The sequence below is a fragment of the Nitrosarchaeum koreense MY1 genome, from assembly GCF_000220175.1.
Lineage (GTDB): Archaea > Thermoproteota > Nitrososphaeria > Nitrososphaerales > Nitrosopumilaceae > Nitrosarchaeum > Nitrosarchaeum koreense.
In genome coordinates this window covers 1,497,347-1,519,301 of record NZ_AFPU01000001.1, presented here as the reverse complement: position 1 = coordinate 1,519,301, position 21,955 = coordinate 1,497,347, and the positions used below count along the sequence as shown (strand labels likewise).

Below are 21,955 nucleotides of genomic sequence, written 5' to 3'. Positions count from 1 at the left end.
CCCGACGATTTAATAATTTCATTTTGCGCCTCACTCATGAGGGGTCGTAGTCTAGCTTGGTATGATACTAGTCTGGGGGACTAGTGGTCGCAGGTTCAATTCCTGCCGGCCCCATCATAATTTTAATATCTTTAAAATATCCTCAAAACTTTTTCGTGTTGGTTCTTGCTTATATTTTCTTAAAACATCAATAATTTTTCCCTTTTCGGGAATTTTATAGATTCTTTGAACTTTTTTAGCAATTCCTGATCCAATAAAAATAGCTTGAGTAATCGAAGTTACATTTGATGCTCGTCTATTGACACTCGAGCTTTCAAAATCAATTAAAGTTGTTCGTAATTTTCCAACAATAACATGCTTTGAAATACTACTTAATTCACCATGATCAAAACCAATTTTATCTAATCTATAACAATCCTCTAAGATTATTCTGATTATTGACTTTAATTTCTTAGAACTTCCATTACCTTTTAGAGATTGTATCCAATCACCAATTTTATCGCCATCAAGATACTCCATTACCAAAAAATTCTTACTTACATCGTATAACTTGGGTCCAACATTTACCATATTTACCAATTTCATTAATTTTGCTTCACTTTTCATTTCACTTCTTTGAGAATCTAATCTTCTAATCTTTAATGCAACAACGGTGTTTCCTTTTTTTGCTAATACTACCACTCCAACATATCCCTTGCCCAAAATTTGTAAACTACCGATAGTCGTTTGTCCAGTAAATGATATTGATCTTATTTTTAATTTTTCTAATTCGATAATTCTTGATTGAAGTTGACGCGAGCTAGCTTTTGGATAGCCAAGAATTTTTGAATACGGTTCTTTTACTAATTTTTTAATTGGTATGAAAAATAGAGTCATCCGTTGAAATAAGATCTAAAACTGCCTCTTTAATTGATTTGCTTAAATTTTTATTTCCAATAGTAATTTCAACTCCTTTCCTAAAATCACTCTGTAATCCTTTTGGTATACCTGTTTGGAGATTGTTTTTTAATAATTCTGTCATAAATTTTACAACTTCATTATGTCTTCTTTTCTCAAGTGCAATAATTTTTCCATCATCATTAATCCACATTAATTCAGTTTTTGTAATGTTTTTTGAAATAAAACTAGTACAATCACTTACTCTAAAGAAATCAGGACCGCTTTTAGAATAATTTATTGGAATTTTAGTTGATTCTAAAAGGAAAAAAAGACAAGCTTCACCCGTATTATCTGAATGTGCTTTACTTCGTAAAACATTGAAACCTCCTAATTCTAATTGAGTTGTAAGCGATGAAGTCGCTCTCTTAATTTGCCCCCAAATTATATCTGGGCTTCGATTTTTAAAACTAAATTTTATCACAAGTACGTTTTCCAAACCATTTTTTGATATTTTCAATTTTTTTTGAGTAAAAAATTCTAATTTAGGTTTGTTTTCAAACGCTCTACATAAAAGAATGAATTTTCCTATATTTTCATTTGAAATTGCTGCAGCCAAATTTCTATTACTGTCAATAGGATCTATAATTGAAATCGATGTCTCAAATACTTTTGATGTCTTTCCAATAATCTGACCTTGTTGAATTTTTCCAATTGATCTAATTGTATTTTCAAAATTACCAAAATTTAAAATTAAAACCTCTGATACATATCCACTAAAGCCTTGTTTTGCAATTTCAGAACCATAAATTTTGTTTGCCTTTAGAAATATTTTGAGCATTCTTACTTCGTTTCTCATTTCATGAGTAAGTGACTTTTCCATGTATTTTGTATGAAAAGGCGATCTATCTGCAGAACTTTTCCATTCTCCAGAATTTACATCATAACATGGAACAACATTTATCTTTGTTTTTTTAATTTTAGCCTCAACATACGGATGTTCAGAATATCTTACATACGGATTATATTTTTTCATTGATTGAAATCCAACCTTTTTTGAAATTTCTATAAATTTTTCTTCAGAAATAGTTTTTTTAAATTTAATAAAAATATCAATATCTGCTTCTTCTGAGAGCCAGGTATCCTTTGCATAAGATCCTCCAAATTCCAATCCTATAATTTCAGGATGATTTTTTATTTGATTTTCAACTAATAGATAAGCTTCATCTGCAATTTGTTTTTTTAATTTTTTTACATCTTCTGATATTATTACAGATTTTCTAATTTTAGATAGTACTTGTTTCATTATACTGCTTTTACCTCTATTAAATCAGAATAAACAGGACCATTTGAACTAAGAACACTTTGTTTAAGCTTAAATCCTGTAATTTCTTGAGTTCCAAAATCAATTAATTTGAATTTATTCAACTCTTTTTCAATATCTCCAATCTTATTTTTAATTCTAAATACTGTGATATGAGGTTTAAACGGTTTATCTACAGTAAAACCTAATGGAAGAAGTACATTTTCAACATTTTTTGCTAGTTCTGTCAATAATTTACCTCCCTTTTCATCAGTTCCAATCCATACAATTCTTGGAAATTTTAATTTAGGAAACACACCGATACCTTTGAAATCTACCATAAATTTAGAAAATTTAACTGATTTTAAAGCAACTATTATTTTCTCTACAACATCTTGTGATATCTCCCCTAAAAATTGTAATGTAAAATGAAGATTATGTAATTCTACAGGTTTAGCATTAATGTTAATTTCAGATTGAAATTTAGAGATTGAGTTAATTATTTTATCAGAAGTAATTTCAATTGCTACAAAAACCCGCATGATAATTTTCTTTAATGATGTTTTATAATAATTTCCGGTAACTTCATAGACCAGACTGTTTTTTCATTCTGATATTGGAAAAACTAATTGTTTGTTTAACAGGTATGCCTGGAGCAGGTAAATCAACCATAGCTGATGGTCTCAAATCAAAAGGTTATGATGTTATAAACATGGGTAATGTAGTAAGAACTGAAGCTAAAAACAGAAATCTTGAACCAACAGGACCAAATCTCGGCAAATTAATGATTGAACTTCGAGAAAAAAATGGTCAAGGAGCAATTGCAGAATTAGTTGTACCTCAAATTGAAAATACAAAATCCAAAGTTGTAATAATTGATGGTATAAGATCTAATGCTGAAATAGAAGTTTTACGTAAACATGGAACCGTTAAACTCCTTGCTATACATGCATCAACTAATACAAGATTTGGATTTTTAAAAAATCGAGGAAGATCTGATGATCCACAAACAAAAGAAAATTTTGAAGAAAGAGATAATCGAGAAATTGGGGTTGGTATTAGTAATTCAATTGCATTATCTGATGAAACAATTTCTAATAATAATTTAACAAAAGATGAATTGATTGACTATTCCTTCAAAATTATTGAAAGTTGGATAAAATGAGAGTTCCTAGTATTAGTTGTAAAATTGAAATTACTTCTTCAATAAATCCATCTGAAGATCCAAAAAAAATTGAAACTGCAATTTTAAATGTTTTTCCTAATGCAAAATTAAAAATTGAAAAATTTTCTATTATATCAAACTCAAAGGATCTTAATTTACTTGAAAAGATCTATGATGTTATTCATTCAAATCAATCACAAAAAATCTATCAACGACAACTTGAAAAAAATTTAGAAGGTGATATAACATGGTTTTATCTCAATAAACAGGCTGCATTAGTGGGAACGGTTGCTCTTTGTGAAGAACCAGATGAATCACCATTAGGCCCAATCAAAGTAACATTGACTTCATCTAATATTGATAGTATTTTGGATTGGTTAATTCTTTAAAACTAATTTAATTATTACTAAAAATTTTATTTATTTAAAAATTGATAGTAATTGGGGTAGTGCAATAACACTAGTACTTCTTACTGATAAATCCATATCAGATGACATCATTGTTTCTTCAGGATTTAATTCTATGAGAAATGCATTATTTTGTTTGGCATAAAGTGGTAATGTATTTGCAGGTGATACCACTAATGATGTACCTACAATTATCATAATATCACAATTACTTGAATGAATCATAGCTTCTTGCCATGTATCTTGTGGAAGCGGTTCCCCAAACCATACTACATTTGGTCTTAAAATATTTCCACATTTACATAAAGGTGGAATATTTGTAAACTCGGTTAAAATTTTATTTTTAAATTTACAAACAGTACATTTTATTTCGATAATACTTCCATGTAATTCTAACACTTTAGTACTTCCTGCTCTTTGATGCAACCCATCAATATTTTGAGTTAATATGACAACTTTTACAAAATTCTCTAATTCTGCTATTGCTTTATGTCCTAAATTTGGTTTTGCAGAAAAAATATTCTTCCTTCTTTCATTATACCATTCCCAAACTAATTTTGGATTTTCATAAAATGCATCAATTGTAGCTAATTTCATTGCATCATAATTTCTCCATAATCCATCTTTTCCTCTAAATGTAGGAATTCCACTCTCTTGAGAAATTCCTGCTCCTGTAACAAATACGATTTTTTGAGCCTCTTTTAGCTTCTTTATGGCTAGTTCAAACATTTTTTAATTATTTTATCTCAATTTCTAAGAAATCTTTTGCTGCAATAACTGACTGATGAATTTGTTTTGCTTCTTCTAGATGTCTAGTTTCATCTTTATATCTTGCAGAAAAATGTGTTAAGATCAGATTTTCTACTTTAGCATTTTTTCCTAACATTGCTGCTTGTTTTGCAGTTGAATGACATGTTTCTTGAGCCTTATCTGAAGTTTCATCTAAAAATGTAGAATCAAATACAAGATAATCGCAATTCTCAAAGAATTTTTCTAATTCTTTTGTTGGCATTGTATCCCCTGAAATTCCAATTTTTTTACCTGGTCTTTTTTCTCCTAATACCTGTTCTGGAAGAATAATTCTTCCTTCAATTTTAATTTCCATTCCGTTTTGTAATTGATTCCACAACTTTCCTTCTGGAATTGCTAACGCCTTAGCTTTTTCTATATCAAATCTACCGGGCTTATCTTTTTCTACAAAAAGATAGGAGTAAGTAGTAACTGAATGATTAGCTTTACAAGCATATATTGCATAAATTTTTGAATCAAATACTATTCCATCTTCTACTATTGTAATAATAACAGAAAATGATAATCCGAAATTTAGAACTTTGATATTTGCAGATATAAATTCCTCAATTCCACTAGGTCCGTAAATTTCTAAGGCCTCTGTTCTATGTTGCATAGTCATTGTCTGAAGTAATCCTAACAATCCTATACAATGATCTCCGTGAAGATGTGTAACAAAAATTTTCATTTTTTTATTCCAACCTAAACCTGATTTTAAATAAGAAATTTGTGCAGCTTCTCCTGCATCAAACATTATAATTTCACCTTCTCTTTCTAAACAAATACATGACAACCCTCTATTTTCAGTAGGTTGAGCGGCTGAAGTTCCTAAAAATACTAGTTTCATTTTATTAAAATTATTCTTGTCAAGCTTTTATGCCTATAGATCTCATATTTTTTAATTGGGTTTATCTTCAATTTTTTTTCAAATCCCTTCTTGCACATAATACCAATTTTCTTACGCTTGGGCAAAATTGATACAAATTTCTTCAATAATTCCTCAGGATTTTCTGATGATTTTGAAGCGGTTCCATAAGGCAAATCTGTAACAATTCCATCAAATTCATTTATCATTTTAGTTAATTGACTGAAATCAGACTTGATTATTTTTGAATTGTATTGATTTGCATCTAAATTTTCTTTGGAAATTTTACACATTTTTTCATCAAAATCTAATCCAATTGCATGAATTCCCATCGATTCAGCTTCTAACAATGTAGTTCCAGTACCACAAAATGGATCACAAACAGTCTCTCCCTCTTTTAATCCAGCTAAATTTATCATAGCTCTCGTAAGCTTCCAGTCTAATTCATGTGGGTGTTTTTTAATTTTCTTTGGTCTGCTTTTAATTTCATATCTTTTTGAAAACCCAAAAAAATTTTCCTGATCGGTAAAAATTAGATATATGCTGATATCTGGATTTTCAAGAGAAACTTGAGCTTTTGAAAATTTAGTTATCATATCTCCCATCGCCTTTTCTAATTCTGGAATGTTGAAATTATTTGATGATAAATTAATAATTCTACATACAAAAGTTTTGGCATTTTTTAACACTTCAAAATTTTCTTCATCTAAAAATAAACCAGACATTTTACGAAGTATTTGACCCGAAATTTTTACAAAAGTTGCACGATTTGCAATTTCCTTCCAATTTGTCTTTGATTGAATTATTACTAAATTTGATATAATTTGTGCTTTGGCAAATCTATCATATGTTTTTGCTATTGAAATTATTTCGTCAATTGCAATTTCTAGATAATCTTTAGATAAAATAAAAAAACTCTCAGGCATTATATTATTGCCTTTGCAATTGTATCTGAAACATCAACCAATGATGTTTTTCCAGGAATTGTATTTGTACTAATTATTTTAGTTACTCCTGCATTTTTAATTTTCTTTTCAGCACCATTTCTAAGTAATGCATGCGTACATGCTACAAATACTCGTGCGCATTTTTGTTTTTTAAGAAACTCGGTAGCTTTGATAATGCTTCCTCCAGTACTAATCATATCATCAACTAAAATCAAATCTCTACCTATAATCTCATCAAAATCTGTAGATTTAATTTCTACTTTTCCAGTTTTCCGATCTCTTTGTTTCTCAAGAGTTATGTATTCTGTCTTTAACAATTTTGCAAATTCTTTTGCTCTTTCTTTTCCACCATGATCTGGGGACACTACCAATGGATTTTTTAATTTTAGTTTTGCAAAATATTTTACTAGATCTGGAATTGCGGTTACATTTTTTGATTTTATATTAAAATATTTCAAACCTATCATACTGTGAATATCTACAACAATTATTCTAGATGTGCCTACACTTTTGAATAACTTTGCAATTACTTTCATTGTTATCACTTCTCCAGGTAAAAATTCTCTATCTTGTCGGGCATAACCCATGTAAGGTATAACTGCAATTACTTCTGTTGCATATTCATTTGCTTTTGAAATTATTGAAAGTGTCTGAATTAAATTCTCATCAACAGGTGGATATGTTGATTGTATGACAATAATTTTATTTTTTTGAGGTTTTTTTTGAAAAGTAATTTTACTTTCACCATCTGGAAAAATCCTTAATTGTGATTTTATGAAATTTGCATCTAATTTTTTTGCTAATTTTTTTGCTAATTCTTCGGATGAACTTCCAGATATAACAGTAAATTTTGTCAATAGTTCAACGAGAAAGAAGGGGTTCTTAAATTTTGAGGGTTTTGGAAATATTTCTTTATCAGTAATTTATAGAACCTTTTTAAAACAGAAATGAATTTTTTTGTCATTGAATTTTAAAAATTTACTATTTTTGTTATTACTAATTTCTGGTACTTTTAGTACTGCTTTTGCTCATACAGTTGATTCTGTAGGTGAATATAGATTGGAAATTGGATGGATGAATGAACCTGTAGTCTCAGGAGAAACAAATGGTATTGAATTGCTAGTTAGTCATCTTGAGCCTGGTCTAGAATTAAAGCAACAAAAATTTGATGATGGTGTATCTGGGCTGGAAAAATCTTTAAAACTAGAATTATTATTCAAGGAAGAAAAAATAATACTTTCTCTATCACCTGATCATAACATTCCTGGAAAATATTATGCATTTGTTAATCCGACAGTATCTGGGTTTTATCAAGTAAATGTTTTAGGCAATATTGAGAAAACTCCAATAAGCTTATCGATGCATCCTCCAAAAGTTGATGAACGTTCTTACATTGAATTTCCAAAACCATCTGATCTTACATTAACTCAACTAATTGATGGACATACAGCACTTCTTGGAGAAGTAAATAATTTAAAAAAATCATTCACTGAATTAGAACAATCTAATCAACAAATGAATGTCAGTTATGTAGCAATTAGCATAGGTATCTTAGCATTTATTATTGCATCAATTACTCTTTTTAAAATTCGAAAATAATTATTTCACTAAATTAACTTTAGATTACAACATTTTTATATAAATATGATTTTTGAGATTCAAACAAATATTACAGAAATTATATAGATCATTAATTCTTATTTTTTTGCCTTGTTATTTTTTTATTAAAAATTATGTAATATATTGAACCAGCTGCTATAATTCCAAATCCTACTAGTATAACTTCTATTTCAAACTGAAGTGACATATACACAGAAATCCCTAATCCAAAAATTGGTAAAACTGGAAACTTGCCAATATTGATAGGAATTCTAAACTTTCGTTCGATGTCTGGTTCTGTATATCGAAGTACAATCACAGACAAATTTATTGCACCAAAAGTTATCACAACTGCAAAAACTGTAATATTTGCTATAATTACAATGTCACCAATAAAAGAAAAACTAATAGCAACTACCATAATTGTAATAACTGCTATCCACGGTGTTTTAGTTTTCGAATGTATTTTTGTCAGAAAATTTGGAAATGATTTATCTCTTGCCATACCATAAATCATTCTTGCACCTGCTACCAGTGTAATCAATACTGTATTTGTTATAGCAAAAAGTGCAATACCAGAAAATATTATGTGACCCTGTATGCCTAATCCTCTTTCTGCAACATCTGCTAAAGGTGCAGCTGATAATGAAAGATCTTGCCAATTAATTACTCTAACCACAGCTAATGAAACTAAGACATAGATGAGTCCGCTTATAATAACTGATAAAATTATTGCTTTTGGAATTACTTTTTTGGGATTTCGTACTTCTTCTGCAACATTTGCCATATCCTCAAATCCAATAAATGCAAAAAAAATCAATACAAATGCAATAATAATACCTGTGAAACCTGTTGGACTTTCAAAATAATTAACTGGTTCTGGATCACTAATAGTAAAACCAATCATGATAATCAGAATTAATCCAGTAGCTTCAATTATTGTAAAAACTGTATTTGTCCATGATGATTCTCTAATTCCTACAAAATTCACTATTGAAAGTATTCCTATTAGTATAATTGCAGATATTACTATGGGAATATTCAAAAATTCTGAAAAATATCCACCAAATCCTAAGGCAACTGTTGCTGCCGTAATCATGGAGGTAATCACTGTTAACCATCCTATAATAAATGCAAAAAAATTATTTTTAAATGCATTTTTTACAAATATATATTCTGCAGCTGCTTTTGGAAAAATTGATGATAACTCTGCATAGCTGAGTCCAGCAAATAATGCAACAATAGATCCTAAAACAAATGCAATCCATACTGCATCACCCGCAAAACCTGATGCCTCCCCTATTAGCACATAAATTCCAGCTCCCAGAATTAATCCTACTCCATACATTGTTAGATGAAATAATCCCATTCGACGATTTAATTCAGACATTTTATTACTCCATTATTGTTTAAAGTAAAACTAATCAATTCAATATTTGAATAATTTTTAAGTCAATACAATTCCTTGTACTGTGATCTTAATTTCTCATGCGGTTTTACAATAGAAAGAGCCCTTACAACATCAGTTTTGCTAATAATTCCAACTAGATTATTATTCGAATCTACAACAGGAATTCCACTAATTTTATTTTTTATCATTTTGTTAGCTGCTACTACTAAATCTTCTTCTTCATTAATTGTTAAAAGTTCATCAGTTAATAAATCACTAACAGTTAGTTTTTCTGCATTTATTGGAATTAAATAATCTCGAGAACGTGTACTACCTTTAGTAAAATAATCACTATGTGTTAATAATGTATTAGTGCTAATAAGACCGATAGGACAACCATCATCATTAGTTACAACCAATCTTGAAACTTGATTTTTATTCATTATCCTTATTGCAAATTTAATCGAGTCAGTTTTTCTACATGTAACAACATTTCTACTCATAAAATTTTTCACTAAATATTTTCCACCAAATATAACGGCAAAAGATTTCACTAAATCAGTTCTTGAAATAATTCCAGCTAATTCTCCATTGTCATTAACAATAACTATGGAGCCAATTTTGAAAGTTTCCATTCTTGCTGCACATTGTTCAAAATAATCTTCTATTCCTTCAGATATGGTAATTACATTTTTTTTCATCACATGTTTAATTGGAATTTCATTTATTGCATGCGCAGTTTTATCTTCTTCTAAAAATTTATTGATATCCCTTTCGGTTACAATTCCTACAGGTATATTGTTAATGGTAACTACTATATGTTTAACAAAATTTGTTTGCATCTGTAATAATACATCAAAAATTGATGACTCTGGATTAACAGTAATTACAGGAAACAAATTTTTCTTCACATTAATTATGTTTATAATTTTCATTTAAAACTAAACTTAGATTATCAAATTTGATTTCAATAAAATAAAAAATAACTAGTACCTAACAAGTATTAGGTACAATTTCAACTTCGATGTTATTTCCAATATATGATGTAGATATGGCCTTAACTTTACTTTTGTACAGAAAGTATTTCTTGCCATCATCACTAATCGAACCAGAAATTGCCAGCAATTTGTTATCGTGTAAGGTTTGAAGTCTTCTATAAACAGTGCTAATTGGGATTTTGGTTTCACCACTTATCTCCATTGCTGATTTTGGTTTTTCTCTGGTGTTTTCTAAAATAGATCGACAATATTTGTCTGATATGACCTCAAGAATTGCATCTTTCCTTGAATCATCATCTATTTTTTTGCCTGAAATTAATTGTTGCATGGCTACTTATTTTATTAATTAGATATAACAAGTAGGACCGCATTGCAATGCAATGCAATCAATTTGCTTTGGAATTATGATATGGGATTTAAATTATACATTTTAATCAATTTAAACAATTTGTTATATCTTAATTATAAAACAGAAGAGATGAATTATCTGTGATCTCTATAATAGGTAGCGGTAAGGTTGGCACTGCAATTGCTTTTCTATGTATATCTACTTCATTAGATGATGTATTATTAGTAAATCGTACAAAGGATAAAGCCATAGGCGAGGCACTAGATATATCAAATGCTGTACCTGAAAACTCTAATGTTTCAATTCATGGAACTGATGATTTTTCTAAAATAATTGATTCTGATATTATTGTAATTACAGCTAGTACAGGAACTTATCTAAAATCTAGAACTGAAATGATGGATGCTCAAGTTAAAATGATTAAAAATATTGCAAAGGAAATCAAAAAATATTGTCCTTCAGCAATAATTCTAGTTGTTTCTAATCCATTAGATGTTCTAACATATGTTTTTCAAAAAGAAACTAAAATATCAAGAAATAAAGTAATTGGAATTGCATCAAGTTTAGATTCAAGTAGATTTAGGTATTTACTTTCAGAGAAATTTAATCTAAATCAATCTCAAATTAATAATGTAATAGTTTTGGGCGAACATGGAGATTCTATGGTACCAATATTTTCTAGAGTAAAAATCAATAAAATGAATCTACTTGAGATGATTGATGAAACAGAACAAAATCTGATTACAACTGAAATCAGAAATTATTGGAAATCTTTGAGAAAATTCAAAAGTCGTTCTCAATTTGGTATTGCTAAGAATACTTTTGATGTAATTAGTTCTATTATTAAAAATAATGAATTAATCGTGCCTGCATCAATTGTATTAAATGGTGAATATGGTGAAAAAGATGTTTCAATGGGAATCCCTGTAAAAATAAATAAAGATGGAATTAAAGAAATTATAGAAGTAAAACTAAACCAAGCTGAACATAGTTTATTAAAAATATCAGCACAAACTATACGTGACTGTATAAATTCACTTTAATTAACACGCAATTAATCATTGAATTAAAATCTTTAAGCCATATCCTACATAATATGCAACTAATGATGCAATTCCACCAATTATCAATGTGTAAAAACCTGATCGTATTTTTGGTTTTTTAACAATTTTTCCTTTAATCATACCTACAAGAAAAAATGATGCCATTACTGAGATTGTAGAATAAACAAATGCTTCTGAATTTGCATCAATTTTCATTAATATAAAAATCATAAATGGAATTAATGGAATTAACCCTATCAAGTTAAATCCGATAAAAGTGCTCACTGAGCTCTCAAGTGGGTTTTTTTCATCCTCAATTAATCCTAGCTCTTCTTTCATCATTGTATCCACCCAAACTTTTCGTCTTGATGTAATTATTCTAACAACCTCTTCTAACAATTCATCTTTGAATCCTTTTTTCTTGTAAATCTCTCTGATCTCCTCTTTTTCTTGTTCTTCCAAGTTGTCAATTTCCCATTCTTCTTGTTTTCTTTTCATCTCGATGAATTGATTTCTAGCTTTTGCTGCTTGATAATTTGCTGCAGCCATTGAGAATCCATCTGCAAATAAATTGGCAAATCCAAGAATTAAAATAATTCCAGGAGATAATGAAGCACCAACAACTCCTGCAATTATTGCAAAAGTTGTAACTGCGCCATCAATGGAACCATAAATAAAATCATCAAAATGTAGTTTCATAATTTTTAATAAACACATTCATTATTTAACAAATATTCCTACTTTGGTTATAAAATAGCTATTTTTACTTTAATTTACAATTATGAAATTCTACATCTAGTAAAAATACTATGAACTGTTATGTTATTATAAAAATGAAAGACAAATTCTTTGTTCTTATTATATTGATGATAGGAATTATGGGATTTGCAGCAATTATTGGTGTAATAGGTCAAGGAAATGTAAGACACGTTCAAATTTTTTGACCAGAAAAAATTGAACAAACTGTTGCCTTTATTGATATTGATGATGAAATAAAACTAATTGGCATTTCTGGTACATCTGAAGATAACAATTCAACATTAATTATGAGAATTAGTTTTGCTTATGTTCTTACTGTCGAAAATAGAGGGAATCAGCATCATAGATTATACATTGATGGTTTCAACATACAAACTGATCTATTAGAACCTGGACAAAAAGACACTATTGTAATATATCCTGATAAAGAAGGAACTTTCAACTATTATGATAAAAGACAATATCTTTCGAAGCTTGGTCAACTAAAAGCTGTTCAAGTAACTCCCTCTGATAGTTTTACTGGATTTTTAAAATACATGATATAGATTTCATTTAATGAAAATTCTCAACATTTTATATCGTAATAAACTAAAAGTATAGGAAATATGAAAAGAATAACCAAAAACTGAAAGAAAATGGTGGAGAGTAACTATGACATATTGGGAATTCTTGAAGGCTCAACTGAGCACGAAATTCGTAATGCATTCCGAAGATTAGCATTGCTTTATCATTCTGATAAAGGAGGAGAAAATGATCAATTCATAAAAATCAAACAAGCATATGAAGATCTCAAAATTGGTAAAAAATATCCTGAAACTGATCTTGAAAAAATTAGAAATTCTAGAGTTTATTCTGGTGATTCAGAAGAGGACATACGAAGAAAAAACCAAATTTTAGGCCAAGAGTTATTCAAAGAAATGAAATTAGCAGAAGAGTGGACAGCAGAACTTAATAGAACAAATTCAACCGGCATTAAATTATTTGGTTCAAAATCTCTTGGAGAAATTGAACTTGAAAGAAAAGCTAATGGTATACTTTCAATCAAAGGAAATTTTATGGCAGGCAATCTAACTTATGATGGTCCTATTATTATGCAGGGAAATATAACAAGTCCATCTTGGACTGAAGAATTTAGAACAAATATTCATTTGACAAAAGGAGATTTTAAATTTATTAATCCACTTGAAAATAAATACAAAATTGAAAATGGTGCTAGAGTAATTGCAGATAATGGTGATATTGTAGTTGGAAATATTTTTGGTCGGAAATATAAAATTCAAGATTCAGATGGGAGAGTTGGAATTTTTAAAACTCAAGAACAACGTACTTTTGTATCTGCACCAAATGGAAAAATAATTGCAGAAAATATAATTAATACAGTTTCTCTTGAGGCTGATATTATTATGGTTCTTAATTTGGAAGATGATGTTGAAATTAGTGCACGAGAAATTTTATTTTATGGAAGTAAAATCACTTATGATTCTAAAATTAAATTAAAAAAAGGTGGAATGATAAGATTTTTTGAAAATTTCTCAATTCAAAGTCTTAGTAATGATGCACTTATCAAACTTGAAAATGGTAAGGAAATTAGGTTATTTGATATTAAAACTAAAAAAATCAAGGATTTACCGGATGAATTTGTGCCTAACAAAAGTGAGTTTGATAAGGACACCACAATGGTAGGCAATGGATTTACAATTACATATGAAATGTTAGATAATTTATCAAAAAAGCCAACAAAAAATCAAAAGAGTAAATGGGGTTCTAAATTTAAAATTTCTAAAAATTAAATAAATTTCTAAATTATCTATATTAAAAAACCAACTTAAATCATGAATATTCCTTTATGAAAACTAATTATGTCCTAGTAAAGCTATTCTTATCATAGAAAATACACGAAGAATTGATATTGTATAAAAATAACAAAAATTGATTGCAAATTTCCTTTAGTATAGATAAAAAATTGATATTTTTAGTAATTATAGTATCTATAATTACACTTTTGATTACAGCTTATTTGAGCTTTAACTATGCTGAACAAATTCTAATAGAAAGAGCTAGCGATCTATTATTAGGCGAATCAGCTACACGTGGTAATGCTATTAGACTTCTTTTTGAATCACGAATTGATCAAAATCAAATTTTAGCAAATGATCCAATGATAAAAATTCTTGTTAATGATTTAAACCAAGTTTCAGAAGATGATTTGCATAAAGAAAGAGAAATCAAACGTAGAGACTTCCTTACTCAAATCCAAGCATTTCAAACATTAGTTGGGTTTTCGATAGGTTTTGAGGATGTAAAAATTATTGGTGCAAATGGTAATGTTTACTTTTCACTAGGTAAACTAACTGATAATAATTTTCTTCAAGATCCACTATTTCAAAAAGGATTAAAAAAACCAATAGTGGATTTTGAGCCAACTGCAACTGGTAAAAAGATGATTATAGTTTCTCCAATTTTTGCTCCAGATGATAAAAAAAATGATGAACCAATTGGAGTAGTTATCTCTAGAATGAGAACTGAATCATTAGATAATATTTTGACTGATTCAAGTGGTTTAGGAAAAACAGGCGAAGTTTATATCGTAAGTGACGGGTTCTTGATGTTATCTGAATCTAGATTCATAGAAAACGCTATCTTTAAACAAAAAGTTGATACCGTTCCTGTCCAAAAATGTTTTAGGGAATCAGAAGATTTTTCAGGAATTTATTTGGATTATAGAAAAATCAATATTTATGGATCATCATACTGTGCTAATGATTTAGGATTTGTTTTACTTGCGGAAATTGACGAATCAGAAACAATTCAGCCTGTTATAATACTCCAAAATAGAATTTTTCAAACTGGTTTAGTGATCACTATAATAATGACAATTGTGGCATTTCTAATTTCAAAATCTATGTCACGACCTCTAATTAAATTAAAAAATGCTGCAAACAAAGTTGCAAGTGGTGACTTTAATGTTCGAACAAATATCACAACTAAAGATGAAATCGGTGAGCTATCTCAAGCATTTGATTTAATGACTGAAAAGCTTCAGAAATCATTAATTGAAATTAAAGAAAAAGAAGATGTTATAAAACAACAAGAAGATATTTTATTGCAATTTTCTGATCATAGTGAGCAATATTGTGTATGTATGGTTGATATTATGAATTCAACAAAAATTACTCTTAATTTATCCGAATCACAAACTAGTGAATTTTATAAAATTTTTCTTAATTCTATTGCTTCTACTGTGAGAAATTTTGGTGGAATTGTAATAAAAAATATTGGGGATGCATTATTGTTTTATTTTCCGGTTATACATTCAGAAGAAGAATCTACATTAAAAAAATGCCTAGATTGTTGTCTTGCATTAGGAGAGTTACATGATGATATTGTAAAAAAACTTGAAAATCACAAATTACCTATTTTTGATTACAGAACTAGTTCAACCTATGGAATAGTTAGAATTGCAAAAACATCTACATCCTCTATCAATGATATATTTGGAAATACTGTAAATCGATGTGCAAAAATAAATAGACTTGCTCCTGCAAATGGCTTAGTAATCGGCGAAGAATTCTATAAAAGTGCTAAAAATTTTGACGACTATATATTTAAAAAAATAGAAAACACGTTTTCCTCATCTGAATCTGATTATCCAGTATATCGTGTTTCTAGAAAAAATAGATAATACTTTTTACAATTAAATTAATTTAGTTGATTTTTCTTTCGTACTAATATCGTATGATTCTTCTACATTTGTAACAAAAATTTTTCCATCACCTTTTTGTCCTGTGTGAGCAACATTCATGATAGCTGAAACTACTGATTTTACCTCTGAATCATGAACAACTGTAAGTATTACATCTACTGAGTTAAACTCTATTTGACGTCCTCCTATTTCTGGTCGTTCTCCCATTCCCTGTCCTAACGATTGAATTAGTGTAACACCGCCGACACCAGATTTTCTTATCTCATTGATTACTTGTTTAGAAACATCACTTTGTACAATCGCTTCTATTCGTTTCATTATCAAATAATTTCTATAATACTTTAAAAACATACTTTAGATTATCACTGATCTTTGATAATATCAAAACTGAATATCATTATTGAAAATTAAGGTAATCTTTTATGCAATTTAAATTTTAAATTCTTATTATGTATTTTTTATTACTTGTTACTATTATTTCGATCTTGGGCTCTTCATCTCTAATTTTTGCAGAAGAATATGAAATCAGTATCCCTTTTGGTGCGTATAATCCAGAATTAAACACTCCTGCAGAAGTATGGTATGATCCTCCTCAAATATTTGTAAAAATTGATGACACTATTACATGGTATAATGATGATCGAGAAGGTCATACAGTTACTAGTGGTAAAGGATCAGGAAGATTCGGTTGGATGAGTGATGATTTTGGAACGCCAAATGGATATTTTAATAGTGATAGATTCATGCCAGGCGAATCATGGTCATATGATTTTAAAGAATCTGGTACTTTTTCATATTATTGTACCATTCATCCTTGGATGGAAGGAGTTGTAATTGTTGAAAAATTAATTCCAGATTATCCGCATGATGCAACTGGAAAAGAATTAAAATTTCCACTTTTACAATACACTCCAGATCAAAACATAGAAGTAAATCTTACATGGGATCCACCAATTATCAAAACTCATGAAAAAATCCAATTTGTATATCAGTTCTATGATCCTCAAACAAATTCTAATCTTGCAAAAATGAAATATACGATCATAATATTCCAAAATGGAAAAGAAATTCTTCGTGATGATGGTATAGGCCAAATTGGTGGTGATTATAGAAATTTTGTTTTCAGTGATTCAGGTTCAATAATAATTCGTATTGAAGGAATTCAATCTTCTTCAATCTTAGCTGAAGAAAGTGTAACTGTATCTGGAAATGTTGAAAATAAAGCAATAAGGGCAGTAGACTTTACAACTGTAGTTTATGACAATCCAGAAAAAACCACTCATGAAATTTATCATTTAAAACCAGCTCAAAGACTAAACACTTACTATGAATTAATGATAATTATTATTTTAATTCCGGCTATTCTATTCATAGGTATTTTATTCTGGTTGAAGAAAAAACCAGAATCTACAACAAAAAAAGCTGGTGCTGTTAACCTCTAAAATAATAAAAAGAAATTAAAAATGATGACCTAATCTAATCGATTAATTCGGTCCAACCTTTAACGAAGACTGAGTTCTTGTAGAGTGGAACTGGTTGTCCAACGGTAAAGTCCATTGGTCTCATCCAAAAGATTGCCTTTGTTGGGCAAACACCGATACATGCTCCATCGGAGATGCATCTTTCTGGGTAAAAGACAAATGCTTTTCCTCTCTTCCAGCCTTCGACTGGTTTTACTCTAAGTACATCTGGTCCTAATGTTGTACAGATTTCTACACATAGTGCGCATCCGATACACATTTGTTCGCTGATGTCTGGAATAATTCCTACTGGCATAACAAAATTTCTTTCGATTTTGCTCTTAATATAATTTGCCCAAAAAATCTGTTCTATAACGGCGTTTCAAATTTTATAACACCGTTTAAAATTCTGATCGCTCTCAATGTGTATTAAACATTGGATAATTCAATTTTGAATGTTTTTTCAGTATTTCCAATTTGATTTAACGACCTAATTATCATACTCTTATCAATTCTTTTGAGATCAAACATTCCAGATTTTTTTGAATCAATAATGTGTCTACCTCCTGGGGAAAGAATCCATTCCCCTCCATCATTTTTTCGTGTTATTGCTGTAATTATTACTGAGGAGCCATTTTCCATTGAAATTGATGAAAGTAGCATTAATGACGCATTAATGAATCTCCCAGATTCTTTTTCATCAAATATGTTGTAGAATCCATTAAGTGAATCAATTATGACCAAGAATTTTTCACTTGATATTTTATTTGCTATTTCAGATATGATTTTTTTCAAATCAATCTTACTTGGACGATAAATTTCCACTCTCTCATTTTTTTTAATTAATTCTGAAACTACATAACCACTATAGAGCAAATCAAAATCTAAGAAAATTATAGGATAAGTACTAGAATCTATTAATTCATTTAAAATTTCTGCTTTCAGAAATGGCTCAGAGCATAAAATCATATTTGGATTTTTGATTGAAAATTCTTTTTTTACATATGTTAAATCATTATCTAAAATCTCTTGAGGATTTTTATCCAACACCAATTTAGTATATTACAGATATAATAATGAATTTGGCTTCAAAAGATGTATCAGAAGATTTTCATAATTCTGACAAAATTTATCTAAATAATGCTTCTGTTTCTTTAATGCCTTTACAAAGCATAGAAGCCATGAAAGATTTTCAAATTTCATACAATTCTATGGGGCCTGATTCAATTGACTCCCAATCATTTATCGCTGAAAAATTACAAAATGTTAGAAAAATTATTGCAAAAATTATCAATAGTCAACCAGAAGAAGTTATCTTGACTCAAAGTACTACAGATGGAATAAACATAGTTGCAAATGGACTCTCATTTGAAAAAAATTCTAATATTATAATTCGTGGATTTTCACATGAACATCATGCAAATTTCTATCCCTGGCTTAGATTACAGAAAAAAACAAAAATTAAAAATCTATCCATAGATAAAAATGGTTTTTTTAATTTTGATGAATTTCAAACTCTTCTTGATAGAGATACGACATTGGTAGCTATTAGTCATGCATTATACAATACAGGATCAATATTACCAGTAGAAAAAATTGGAAATATGCTTGAAAATAATACTTCGTTTTTCATTGATAGTGCGCAAACTATTGGCTGCATAGGTAATTTTGATGTAAAAAAGACTAAATGTGATTTTATGTCATTTAATGGTTCAAAGTGGTTATGTGGGCCTATGGGCACTGGATTATTTTATTGTAACAAAAAATCACATGAATTACTAGATCCAATTACTATTGGAGGAGAATCAGCAATGATTTATGATAAAACAAATCTTGCATTCAAAGACATACCGGATAAATTTCAAACAGGATTTCGTAATTATGTTGGAATTGTAGGTTTAGAATCGTCAGCAAACTATCTTCTTAAATTTGGAATGGAAAATATTCGTAAAAAAAATCTTTACCTTTCAAATCTTTTAAGAGAAGAATTATCTAAAGTAAAAAATATTATTCTATATGGGCCAGAAAATCCTGAAGAAAGAACAAGTATTGTTTCTTTTAATATTGATGGACAAAATCCACAAACAATTGTAGAAAAACTAGAAAAGCAAAATATTGTATTGGCTGTTAGAGAAATTTTAGAACAAAAAATCGTACGAGCATCACCTCATTTTTTTAATACTGAATCTGAAATACTTGAGGTTATTGATGCAATAAAAAATCTATGATTTTTCTTGCTCTTCTATTACCATCATTGTTAGTGTTGATTGTATTTTTCCAATTTTTCTAACTTTATTTGTAATAATTCCCCGTAATTTTTCGGCATCTTTAGATGATAATTTTAAGACTATATCATATACTCCATAAACTCCTTGAACTTCATACTCGATGTCTTCAGTAGCAAGAATACGCTTGATATCTTCTATAATTGATTCATCAGATCCTAGGTCAGAATTCAATAAAACATACGCAGTAGGCACATTGCAGTTTTTCATAAAACACTATTTAACCTTTCATAGATCTCAAAAACTGATTAATCCCCATCGTAATTTACTGATGTGAAACCACTAGATCTTACATTGACAATATCTACATCTATTCCTACTTTTCCAGATTCACCAAAACCACAATTCATTCTTTGGTCTACACTAAAAGATGACAAATATAATCTTGAATTATTATTTCTCAGTTCTCATACTGGAACTCATCTTGATGCACCATACCATTTTGTAAAAAATGGAATAAAAATACATCAAATTCCACTTGATAGATTAGTAGGAAATGGTATCTTGATTAAAATACGAAAAGGAAAAAATCAATCCATTACTAAAAATGATTTAATTTTATTTGAAAGAAAACATGGTAATATTCCAAAAAATTCATCCATATTTTTTTATACTGAATGGCAAAAAAACCTGAATAATAGTTGTTATTTTATTAATAATCCTGGTTTATCTGAATCAGCTGCTACATATCTTGTTTCAAAAAAGATCAATTTGGTTGGAATCGATTCACCTAGTATAGATTTGGGTCAAGATAAAATTTTTAAAGTTCATAAAATACTTGCAAAAAATAATATTTTAATTGTTGAGAATCTATCAAATTTGAATAAAATTTTTTCAAAACAATTTGATTTTGTAATTTTACCATTAAAACTAAAAGATGCAACTGGTTCCCCAGTTAGAGCAATAGCTATTCACTGAACAAAATGAAATCTATTTTTCTTATAATTTTTAGATAAATTACCAATAATTGGAATCTGATTTCCACAAAACCGGCATTTGTTTTTCTCATCTAGATTCCAACCTTCAATATCAAAACCATATCTCTTAACCACAATGTTGTTGCATTTTGAACAATAAGTATGCTCAAAAGGATGGCCTGGTACATTTCCGATATAAGCATACTCCAATCCAACTTTTTTTGCAATTTCATAATGTTTTTCTAAAGTTTTGACAGGAGTAGAATCAAATTCCATCATTTTATAATCTGGATGAAAACGTAAAAAATGAATTGGCATCTCTGAACCAAATTGATCATAAATAAATTTACATAATCTTTCTGCGTATTCTAAACTATCTCCTACTTTTGGAATGATAAGATCTGTAATCTCTACATGAATCTTAGTCTTATCACGTATTTCTAATAATGTGTCAAAAATAGGTTGAGGATCAGGAACCCCGATAAATTTTTTTGTAAAATTAGGTTCTGCATTACCTTTGAAATCAATTGTTATAGAATCTAAAAATTCTCCCATCATATTTACTGATTCTGGAGTATCATATCCATTTGAGACAAATACATTGTAAAGATTTTTTTGATGTGCTATTACCCCACAATCTCTAGCAAATTCAATGAATATGGATGGTTCATTGTATGTATACGCAATTCCATCTGCACCATTATCTAATGCTGTTTGTACTACTTGTTCAGGAGTCATATCTACACCCTCCACTTTTCTTCTCTGACTAATGTCAAAATTCTGACAATATCTGCAAAGCCAATTACATCCAGTGGTGGCAATTGAAAACACTTTAGATCCAGGTTTGTAATGTATAACTGGTTTTTTTTCTATTGGATCAACATGTCCTGCTATCACTTTACCGTATACAAATAAGTCTAATTTTCCATTTTCATTACCACGTATCCCGCATAATCCTATCTGACCTTCACTCATCTCACAGTATCTTGCACAAGCAGTACAACGTACTTTCTTGTTAGGTAATTTTTCATAAAGAATTGCCTCTTTGTTCATTTTAGTTAATTATAGATGATTTTCCCATATAAGGTGCATCACTTTTC

The 21,955-nt window shown here is 29.0% G+C and carries 27 protein-coding genes and 1 tRNA gene; 12 read left to right on the top strand and 16 right to left on the bottom strand.

The features are described 5' to 3' along the window. The first annotated feature begins 40 nt into the window (after positions 1 to 40). Positions 41 to 114, top strand: a tRNA-Pro gene (locus MY1_RS08845). On the opposite strand, the gene MY1_RS08840 is transcribed toward MY1_RS08845, so the two are convergent. Genes MY1_RS08840 through thpR form a run of 3 tightly spaced genes read right to left on the bottom strand, consistent with a single transcriptional unit; the run spans position 115 to position 2,721 of the window. Next, the gene (locus MY1_RS08840; RefSeq protein WP_007551662.1) at positions 115 to 876 is read right to left on the bottom strand and encodes a serine/threonine protein kinase; all 762 of its coding nucleotides are present in this window, start codon (positions 874 to 876) and stop codon (positions 115 to 117) included. Beyond that, the gene (gene cca, locus MY1_RS08835) at positions 851 to 2,182 is read right to left on the bottom strand and encodes a CCA tRNA nucleotidyltransferase (protein WP_007551661.1); all 1,332 of its coding nucleotides are present in this window, start codon (positions 2,180 to 2,182) and stop codon (positions 851 to 853) included. Before cca ends, MY1_RS08840 begins: the two co-directional genes overlap by 26 nt. Next, entirely contained in the window at positions 2,182 to 2,721 is a 540-nt protein-coding gene (gene thpR, locus MY1_RS08830; RefSeq protein WP_007551660.1) for an RNA 2',3'-cyclic phosphodiesterase, read from the bottom strand. The genes cca and thpR overlap by 1 nt, the downstream gene beginning before the upstream one ends. A 74-nt stretch (positions 2,722 to 2,795) precedes the next feature. On the opposite strand from thpR, the gene MY1_RS08825 reads away from it, so the two are divergent. Both MY1_RS08825 and MY1_RS08820 read left to right on the top strand, forming a co-directional pair. Then, on the top strand, positions 2,796 to 3,344 hold the full coding sequence (locus tag MY1_RS08825) for an AAA family ATPase (RefSeq protein ID WP_007551659.1): 549 nt from the start codon (positions 2,796 to 2,798) through the stop codon (positions 3,342 to 3,344). After that, the gene (locus MY1_RS08820; protein WP_007551658.1) at positions 3,341 to 3,733 is read left to right on the top strand and encodes an RNA-binding domain-containing protein; all 393 of its coding nucleotides are present in this window, start codon (positions 3,341 to 3,343) and stop codon (positions 3,731 to 3,733) included. The genes MY1_RS08825 and MY1_RS08820 overlap by 4 nt, the downstream gene beginning before the upstream one ends. Before the next feature lie 30 nt (positions 3,734 to 3,763). Here the strand turns inward: MY1_RS08820 and MY1_RS08815 are convergent, their stop codons facing one another. From MY1_RS08815 to MY1_RS08800, 4 genes are read right to left on the bottom strand one after another with little or no spacing between them, the layout of a single operon-like run. Continuing rightward, complete coding sequence (locus MY1_RS08815) at positions 3,764 to 4,480, bottom strand: SIR2 family NAD-dependent protein deacylase (RefSeq protein ID WP_007551657.1); 717 nt, start codon at positions 4,478 to 4,480, stop codon at positions 3,764 to 3,766. 7 nt (positions 4,481 to 4,487) lie between these two features. After that, positions 4,488 to 5,387: a ribonuclease Z gene (rnz, locus tag MY1_RS08810; RefSeq protein WP_007551655.1), complete on the bottom strand. Its 900-nt coding sequence runs from the start codon at positions 5,385 to 5,387 to the stop codon at positions 4,488 to 4,490. Beyond that, complete coding sequence (locus tag MY1_RS08805; protein ID WP_007551653.1) at positions 5,384 to 6,331, bottom strand: TRM11 family SAM-dependent methyltransferase; 948 nt, start codon at positions 6,329 to 6,331, stop codon at positions 5,384 to 5,386. The genes rnz and MY1_RS08805 overlap by 4 nt, the downstream gene beginning before the upstream one ends. Further along, on the bottom strand, positions 6,331 to 7,209 hold the full coding sequence (locus tag MY1_RS08800) for a ribose-phosphate diphosphokinase (RefSeq protein WP_007551652.1): 879 nt from the start codon (positions 7,207 to 7,209) through the stop codon (positions 6,331 to 6,333). The genes MY1_RS08805 and MY1_RS08800 overlap by 1 nt, the downstream gene beginning before the upstream one ends. Before the next feature lie 106 nt (positions 7,210 to 7,315). Between MY1_RS08800 and MY1_RS08795 the strand changes: the two genes are divergently transcribed. After that, on the top strand, positions 7,316 to 7,951 hold the full coding sequence (locus MY1_RS08795; protein WP_048110581.1) for a hypothetical protein: 636 nt from the start codon (positions 7,316 to 7,318) through the stop codon (positions 7,949 to 7,951). Positions 7,952 to 8,042: 91 nt separating this feature from the next. On the opposite strand, the gene MY1_RS08790 is transcribed toward MY1_RS08795, so the two are convergent. From MY1_RS08790 to MY1_RS08780, 3 genes are all read right to left on the bottom strand, one after another. After that, positions 8,043 to 9,341 carry an APC family permease gene (locus MY1_RS08790; RefSeq protein WP_007551650.1) on the bottom strand — a complete coding sequence of 433 codons (1,299 nt, stop codon included), beginning with the start codon at positions 9,339 to 9,341 and terminating at the stop codon, positions 8,043 to 8,045. A 62-nt stretch (positions 9,342 to 9,403) separates the two neighbouring features. Continuing rightward, positions 9,404 to 10,252 (bottom strand): CBS domain-containing protein, encoded by an 849-nt coding sequence (locus tag MY1_RS08785; protein WP_237698830.1) that lies wholly within the window; start codon positions 10,250 to 10,252, stop codon positions 9,404 to 9,406. A gap of 82 nt (positions 10,253 to 10,334) precedes the next feature. Next, the gene (locus tag MY1_RS08780) at positions 10,335 to 10,667 is read right to left on the bottom strand and encodes an ArsR/SmtB family transcription factor (RefSeq protein WP_007551648.1); all 333 of its coding nucleotides are present in this window, start codon (positions 10,665 to 10,667) and stop codon (positions 10,335 to 10,337) included. A 161-nt stretch (positions 10,668 to 10,828) separates the two neighbouring features. Here MY1_RS08780 and MY1_RS08775 point away from each other — a divergent pair, with 161 nt between their 5' ends. Then, entirely contained in the window at positions 10,829 to 11,731 is a 903-nt protein-coding gene (locus MY1_RS08775) for a malate dehydrogenase (RefSeq protein ID WP_007551647.1), read from the top strand. A gap of 15 nt (positions 11,732 to 11,746) precedes the next feature. Here MY1_RS08775 and MY1_RS08770 read toward each other — a convergent pair whose 3' ends face one another. Continuing rightward, entirely contained in the window at positions 11,747 to 12,430 is a 684-nt protein-coding gene (locus tag MY1_RS08770) for a VIT1/CCC1 transporter family protein (RefSeq protein WP_007551646.1), read from the bottom strand. Positions 12,431 to 12,540: 110 nt separating this feature from the next. On the opposite strand from MY1_RS08770, the gene MY1_RS10130 reads away from it, so the two are divergent. From MY1_RS10130 to MY1_RS08755, 4 genes are all read left to right on the top strand, one after another. Continuing rightward, a complete protein-coding gene (locus MY1_RS10130) occupies positions 12,541 to 12,675 on the top strand; it encodes a hypothetical protein (RefSeq protein ID WP_007551645.1) in 135 nt (44 codons plus the stop codon). A 102-nt stretch (positions 12,676 to 12,777) separates the two neighbouring features. After that, positions 12,778 to 13,035, top strand: coding sequence for a cupredoxin domain-containing protein (locus MY1_RS10055; RefSeq protein WP_007551643.1), 258 nt, complete (start codon positions 12,778 to 12,780; stop codon positions 13,033 to 13,035). 90 nt (positions 13,036 to 13,125) lie between these two features. Beyond that, a complete protein-coding gene (locus MY1_RS08760; protein WP_007551641.1) occupies positions 13,126 to 14,280 on the top strand; it encodes a J domain-containing protein in 1,155 nt (384 codons plus the stop codon). Positions 14,281 to 14,423: 143 nt separating this feature from the next. Beyond that, positions 14,424 to 16,172 carry a HAMP domain-containing protein gene (locus tag MY1_RS08755; RefSeq protein ID WP_007551640.1) on the top strand — a complete coding sequence of 583 codons (1,749 nt, stop codon included), beginning with the start codon at positions 14,424 to 14,426 and terminating at the stop codon, positions 16,170 to 16,172. A gap of 12 nt (positions 16,173 to 16,184) precedes the next feature. Here the strand turns inward: MY1_RS08755 and MY1_RS08750 are convergent, their stop codons facing one another. Continuing rightward, on the bottom strand, positions 16,185 to 16,511 hold the full coding sequence (locus MY1_RS08750) for a P-II family nitrogen regulator (RefSeq protein ID WP_048110153.1): 327 nt from the start codon (positions 16,509 to 16,511) through the stop codon (positions 16,185 to 16,187). 131 nt (positions 16,512 to 16,642) lie between these two features. On the opposite strand from MY1_RS08750, the gene MY1_RS08745 reads away from it, so the two are divergent. Beyond that, on the top strand, positions 16,643 to 17,635 hold the full coding sequence (locus MY1_RS08745) for a cupredoxin domain-containing protein (RefSeq protein ID WP_048110151.1): 993 nt from the start codon (positions 16,643 to 16,645) through the stop codon (positions 17,633 to 17,635). 34 nt (positions 17,636 to 17,669) lie between these two features. On the opposite strand, the gene MY1_RS08740 is transcribed toward MY1_RS08745, so the two are convergent. Both MY1_RS08740 and MY1_RS08735 read right to left on the bottom strand, forming a co-directional pair. After that, a complete protein-coding gene (locus MY1_RS08740) occupies positions 17,670 to 17,969 on the bottom strand; it encodes an ATP-binding protein (RefSeq protein ID WP_007402606.1) in 300 nt (99 codons plus the stop codon). A 113-nt stretch (positions 17,970 to 18,082) separates the two neighbouring features. Further along, the gene (locus MY1_RS08735) at positions 18,083 to 18,703 is read right to left on the bottom strand and encodes a hypothetical protein (RefSeq protein WP_048110570.1); all 621 of its coding nucleotides are present in this window, start codon (positions 18,701 to 18,703) and stop codon (positions 18,083 to 18,085) included. Between the two features lie 26 nt (positions 18,704 to 18,729). Between MY1_RS08735 and MY1_RS08730 the strand changes: the two genes are divergently transcribed. Next, entirely contained in the window at positions 18,730 to 19,881 is a 1,152-nt protein-coding gene (locus MY1_RS08730) for an aminotransferase class V-fold PLP-dependent enzyme (protein WP_007551636.1), read from the top strand. Here the strand turns inward: MY1_RS08730 and MY1_RS08725 are convergent. After that, on the bottom strand, positions 19,876 to 20,133 hold the full coding sequence (locus tag MY1_RS08725) for an Lrp/AsnC ligand binding domain-containing protein (RefSeq protein ID WP_007551635.1): 258 nt from the start codon (positions 20,131 to 20,133) through the stop codon (positions 19,876 to 19,878). The two genes, MY1_RS08730 and MY1_RS08725, sit on opposite strands and share 6 nt — an antisense overlap. A 78-nt stretch (positions 20,134 to 20,211) precedes the next feature. On the opposite strand from MY1_RS08725, the gene MY1_RS08720 reads away from it, so the two are divergent. Further along, positions 20,212 to 20,856, top strand: a complete 645-nt coding sequence (locus MY1_RS08720; RefSeq protein WP_007551633.1) for a cyclase family protein — start codon at positions 20,212 to 20,214, stop codon at positions 20,854 to 20,856. On the opposite strand, the gene amrS is transcribed toward MY1_RS08720, so the two are convergent. Next, positions 20,850 to 21,908, bottom strand: a complete 1,059-nt coding sequence (gene amrS, locus MY1_RS08715) for an AmmeMemoRadiSam system radical SAM enzyme (protein WP_007551631.1) — start codon at positions 21,906 to 21,908, stop codon at positions 20,850 to 20,852. The two genes, MY1_RS08720 and amrS, sit on opposite strands and share 7 nt — an antisense overlap. Positions 21,909 to 21,955 lie beyond the last annotated feature (47 nt).

What these genes read in the sequence shown, in the direction of transcription:
- rnz (WP_007551655.1), bottom strand. Translation starts at nt 5,387, where the DNA reads ATGAAACTAGTATTTTTAGGAACTTCAGCCGCTCAACCTACTGAAAAT.
- MY1_RS08770 (WP_007551646.1), bottom strand. Translation starts at nt 12,430, where the DNA reads ATGAAACTACATTTTGATGATTTTATTTATGGTTCCATTGATGGCGCA.
- MY1_RS08820 (WP_007551658.1), top strand. Translation starts at nt 3,341, where the DNA reads ATGAGAGTTCCTAGTATTAGTTGTAAAATTGAAATTACTTCTTCAATA.
- MY1_RS08760 (WP_007551641.1), top strand. Translation starts at nt 13,126, where the DNA reads ATGGTGGAGAGTAACTATGACATATTGGGAATTCTTGAAGGCTCAACT.
- MY1_RS08740 (WP_007402606.1), bottom strand. Translation starts at nt 17,969, where the DNA reads ATGCCAGTAGGAATTATTCCAGACATCAGCGAACAAATGTGTATCGGA.
- cca (WP_007551661.1), bottom strand. Translation starts at nt 2,182, where the DNA reads ATGAAACAAGTACTATCTAAAATTAGAAAATCTGTAATAATATCAGAA.
- MY1_RS08790 (WP_007551650.1), bottom strand. Translation starts at nt 9,341, where the DNA reads ATGTCTGAATTAAATCGTCGAATGGGATTATTTCATCTAACAATGTAT.
- MY1_RS08815 (WP_007551657.1), bottom strand. Translation starts at nt 4,480, where the DNA reads ATGTTTGAACTAGCCATAAAGAAGCTAAAAGAGGCTCAAAAAATCGTA.
- MY1_RS10055 (WP_007551643.1), top strand. Translation starts at nt 12,778, where the DNA reads ATGAGAATTAGTTTTGCTTATGTTCTTACTGTCGAAAATAGAGGGAAT.
- MY1_RS08780 (WP_007551648.1), bottom strand. Translation starts at nt 10,667, where the DNA reads ATGCAACAATTAATTTCAGGCAAAAAAATAGATGATGATTCAAGGAAA.
- MY1_RS10130 (WP_007551645.1), top strand. Translation starts at nt 12,541, where the DNA reads ATGAACTGTTATGTTATTATAAAAATGAAAGACAAATTCTTTGTTCTT.
- MY1_RS08745 (WP_048110151.1), top strand. Translation starts at nt 16,643, where the DNA reads ATGTATTTTTTATTACTTGTTACTATTATTTCGATCTTGGGCTCTTCA.
- amrS (WP_007551631.1), bottom strand. Translation starts at nt 21,908, where the DNA reads ATGAACAAAGAGGCAATTCTTTATGAAAAATTACCTAACAAGAAAGTA.
- MY1_RS08805 (WP_007551653.1), bottom strand. Translation starts at nt 6,331, where the DNA reads ATGCCTGAGAGTTTTTTTATTTTATCTAAAGATTATCTAGAAATTGCA.
- MY1_RS08750 (WP_048110153.1), bottom strand. Translation starts at nt 16,511, where the DNA reads ATGAAACGAATAGAAGCGATTGTACAAAGTGATGTTTCTAAACAAGTA.
- MY1_RS08730 (WP_007551636.1), top strand. Translation starts at nt 18,730, where the DNA reads ATGAATTTGGCTTCAAAAGATGTATCAGAAGATTTTCATAATTCTGAC.
- thpR (WP_007551660.1), bottom strand. Translation starts at nt 2,721, where the DNA reads ATGCGGGTTTTTGTAGCAATTGAAATTACTTCTGATAAAATAATTAAC.
- MY1_RS08840 (WP_007551662.1), bottom strand. Translation starts at nt 876, where the DNA reads ATGACTCTATTTTTCATACCAATTAAAAAATTAGTAAAAGAACCGTAT.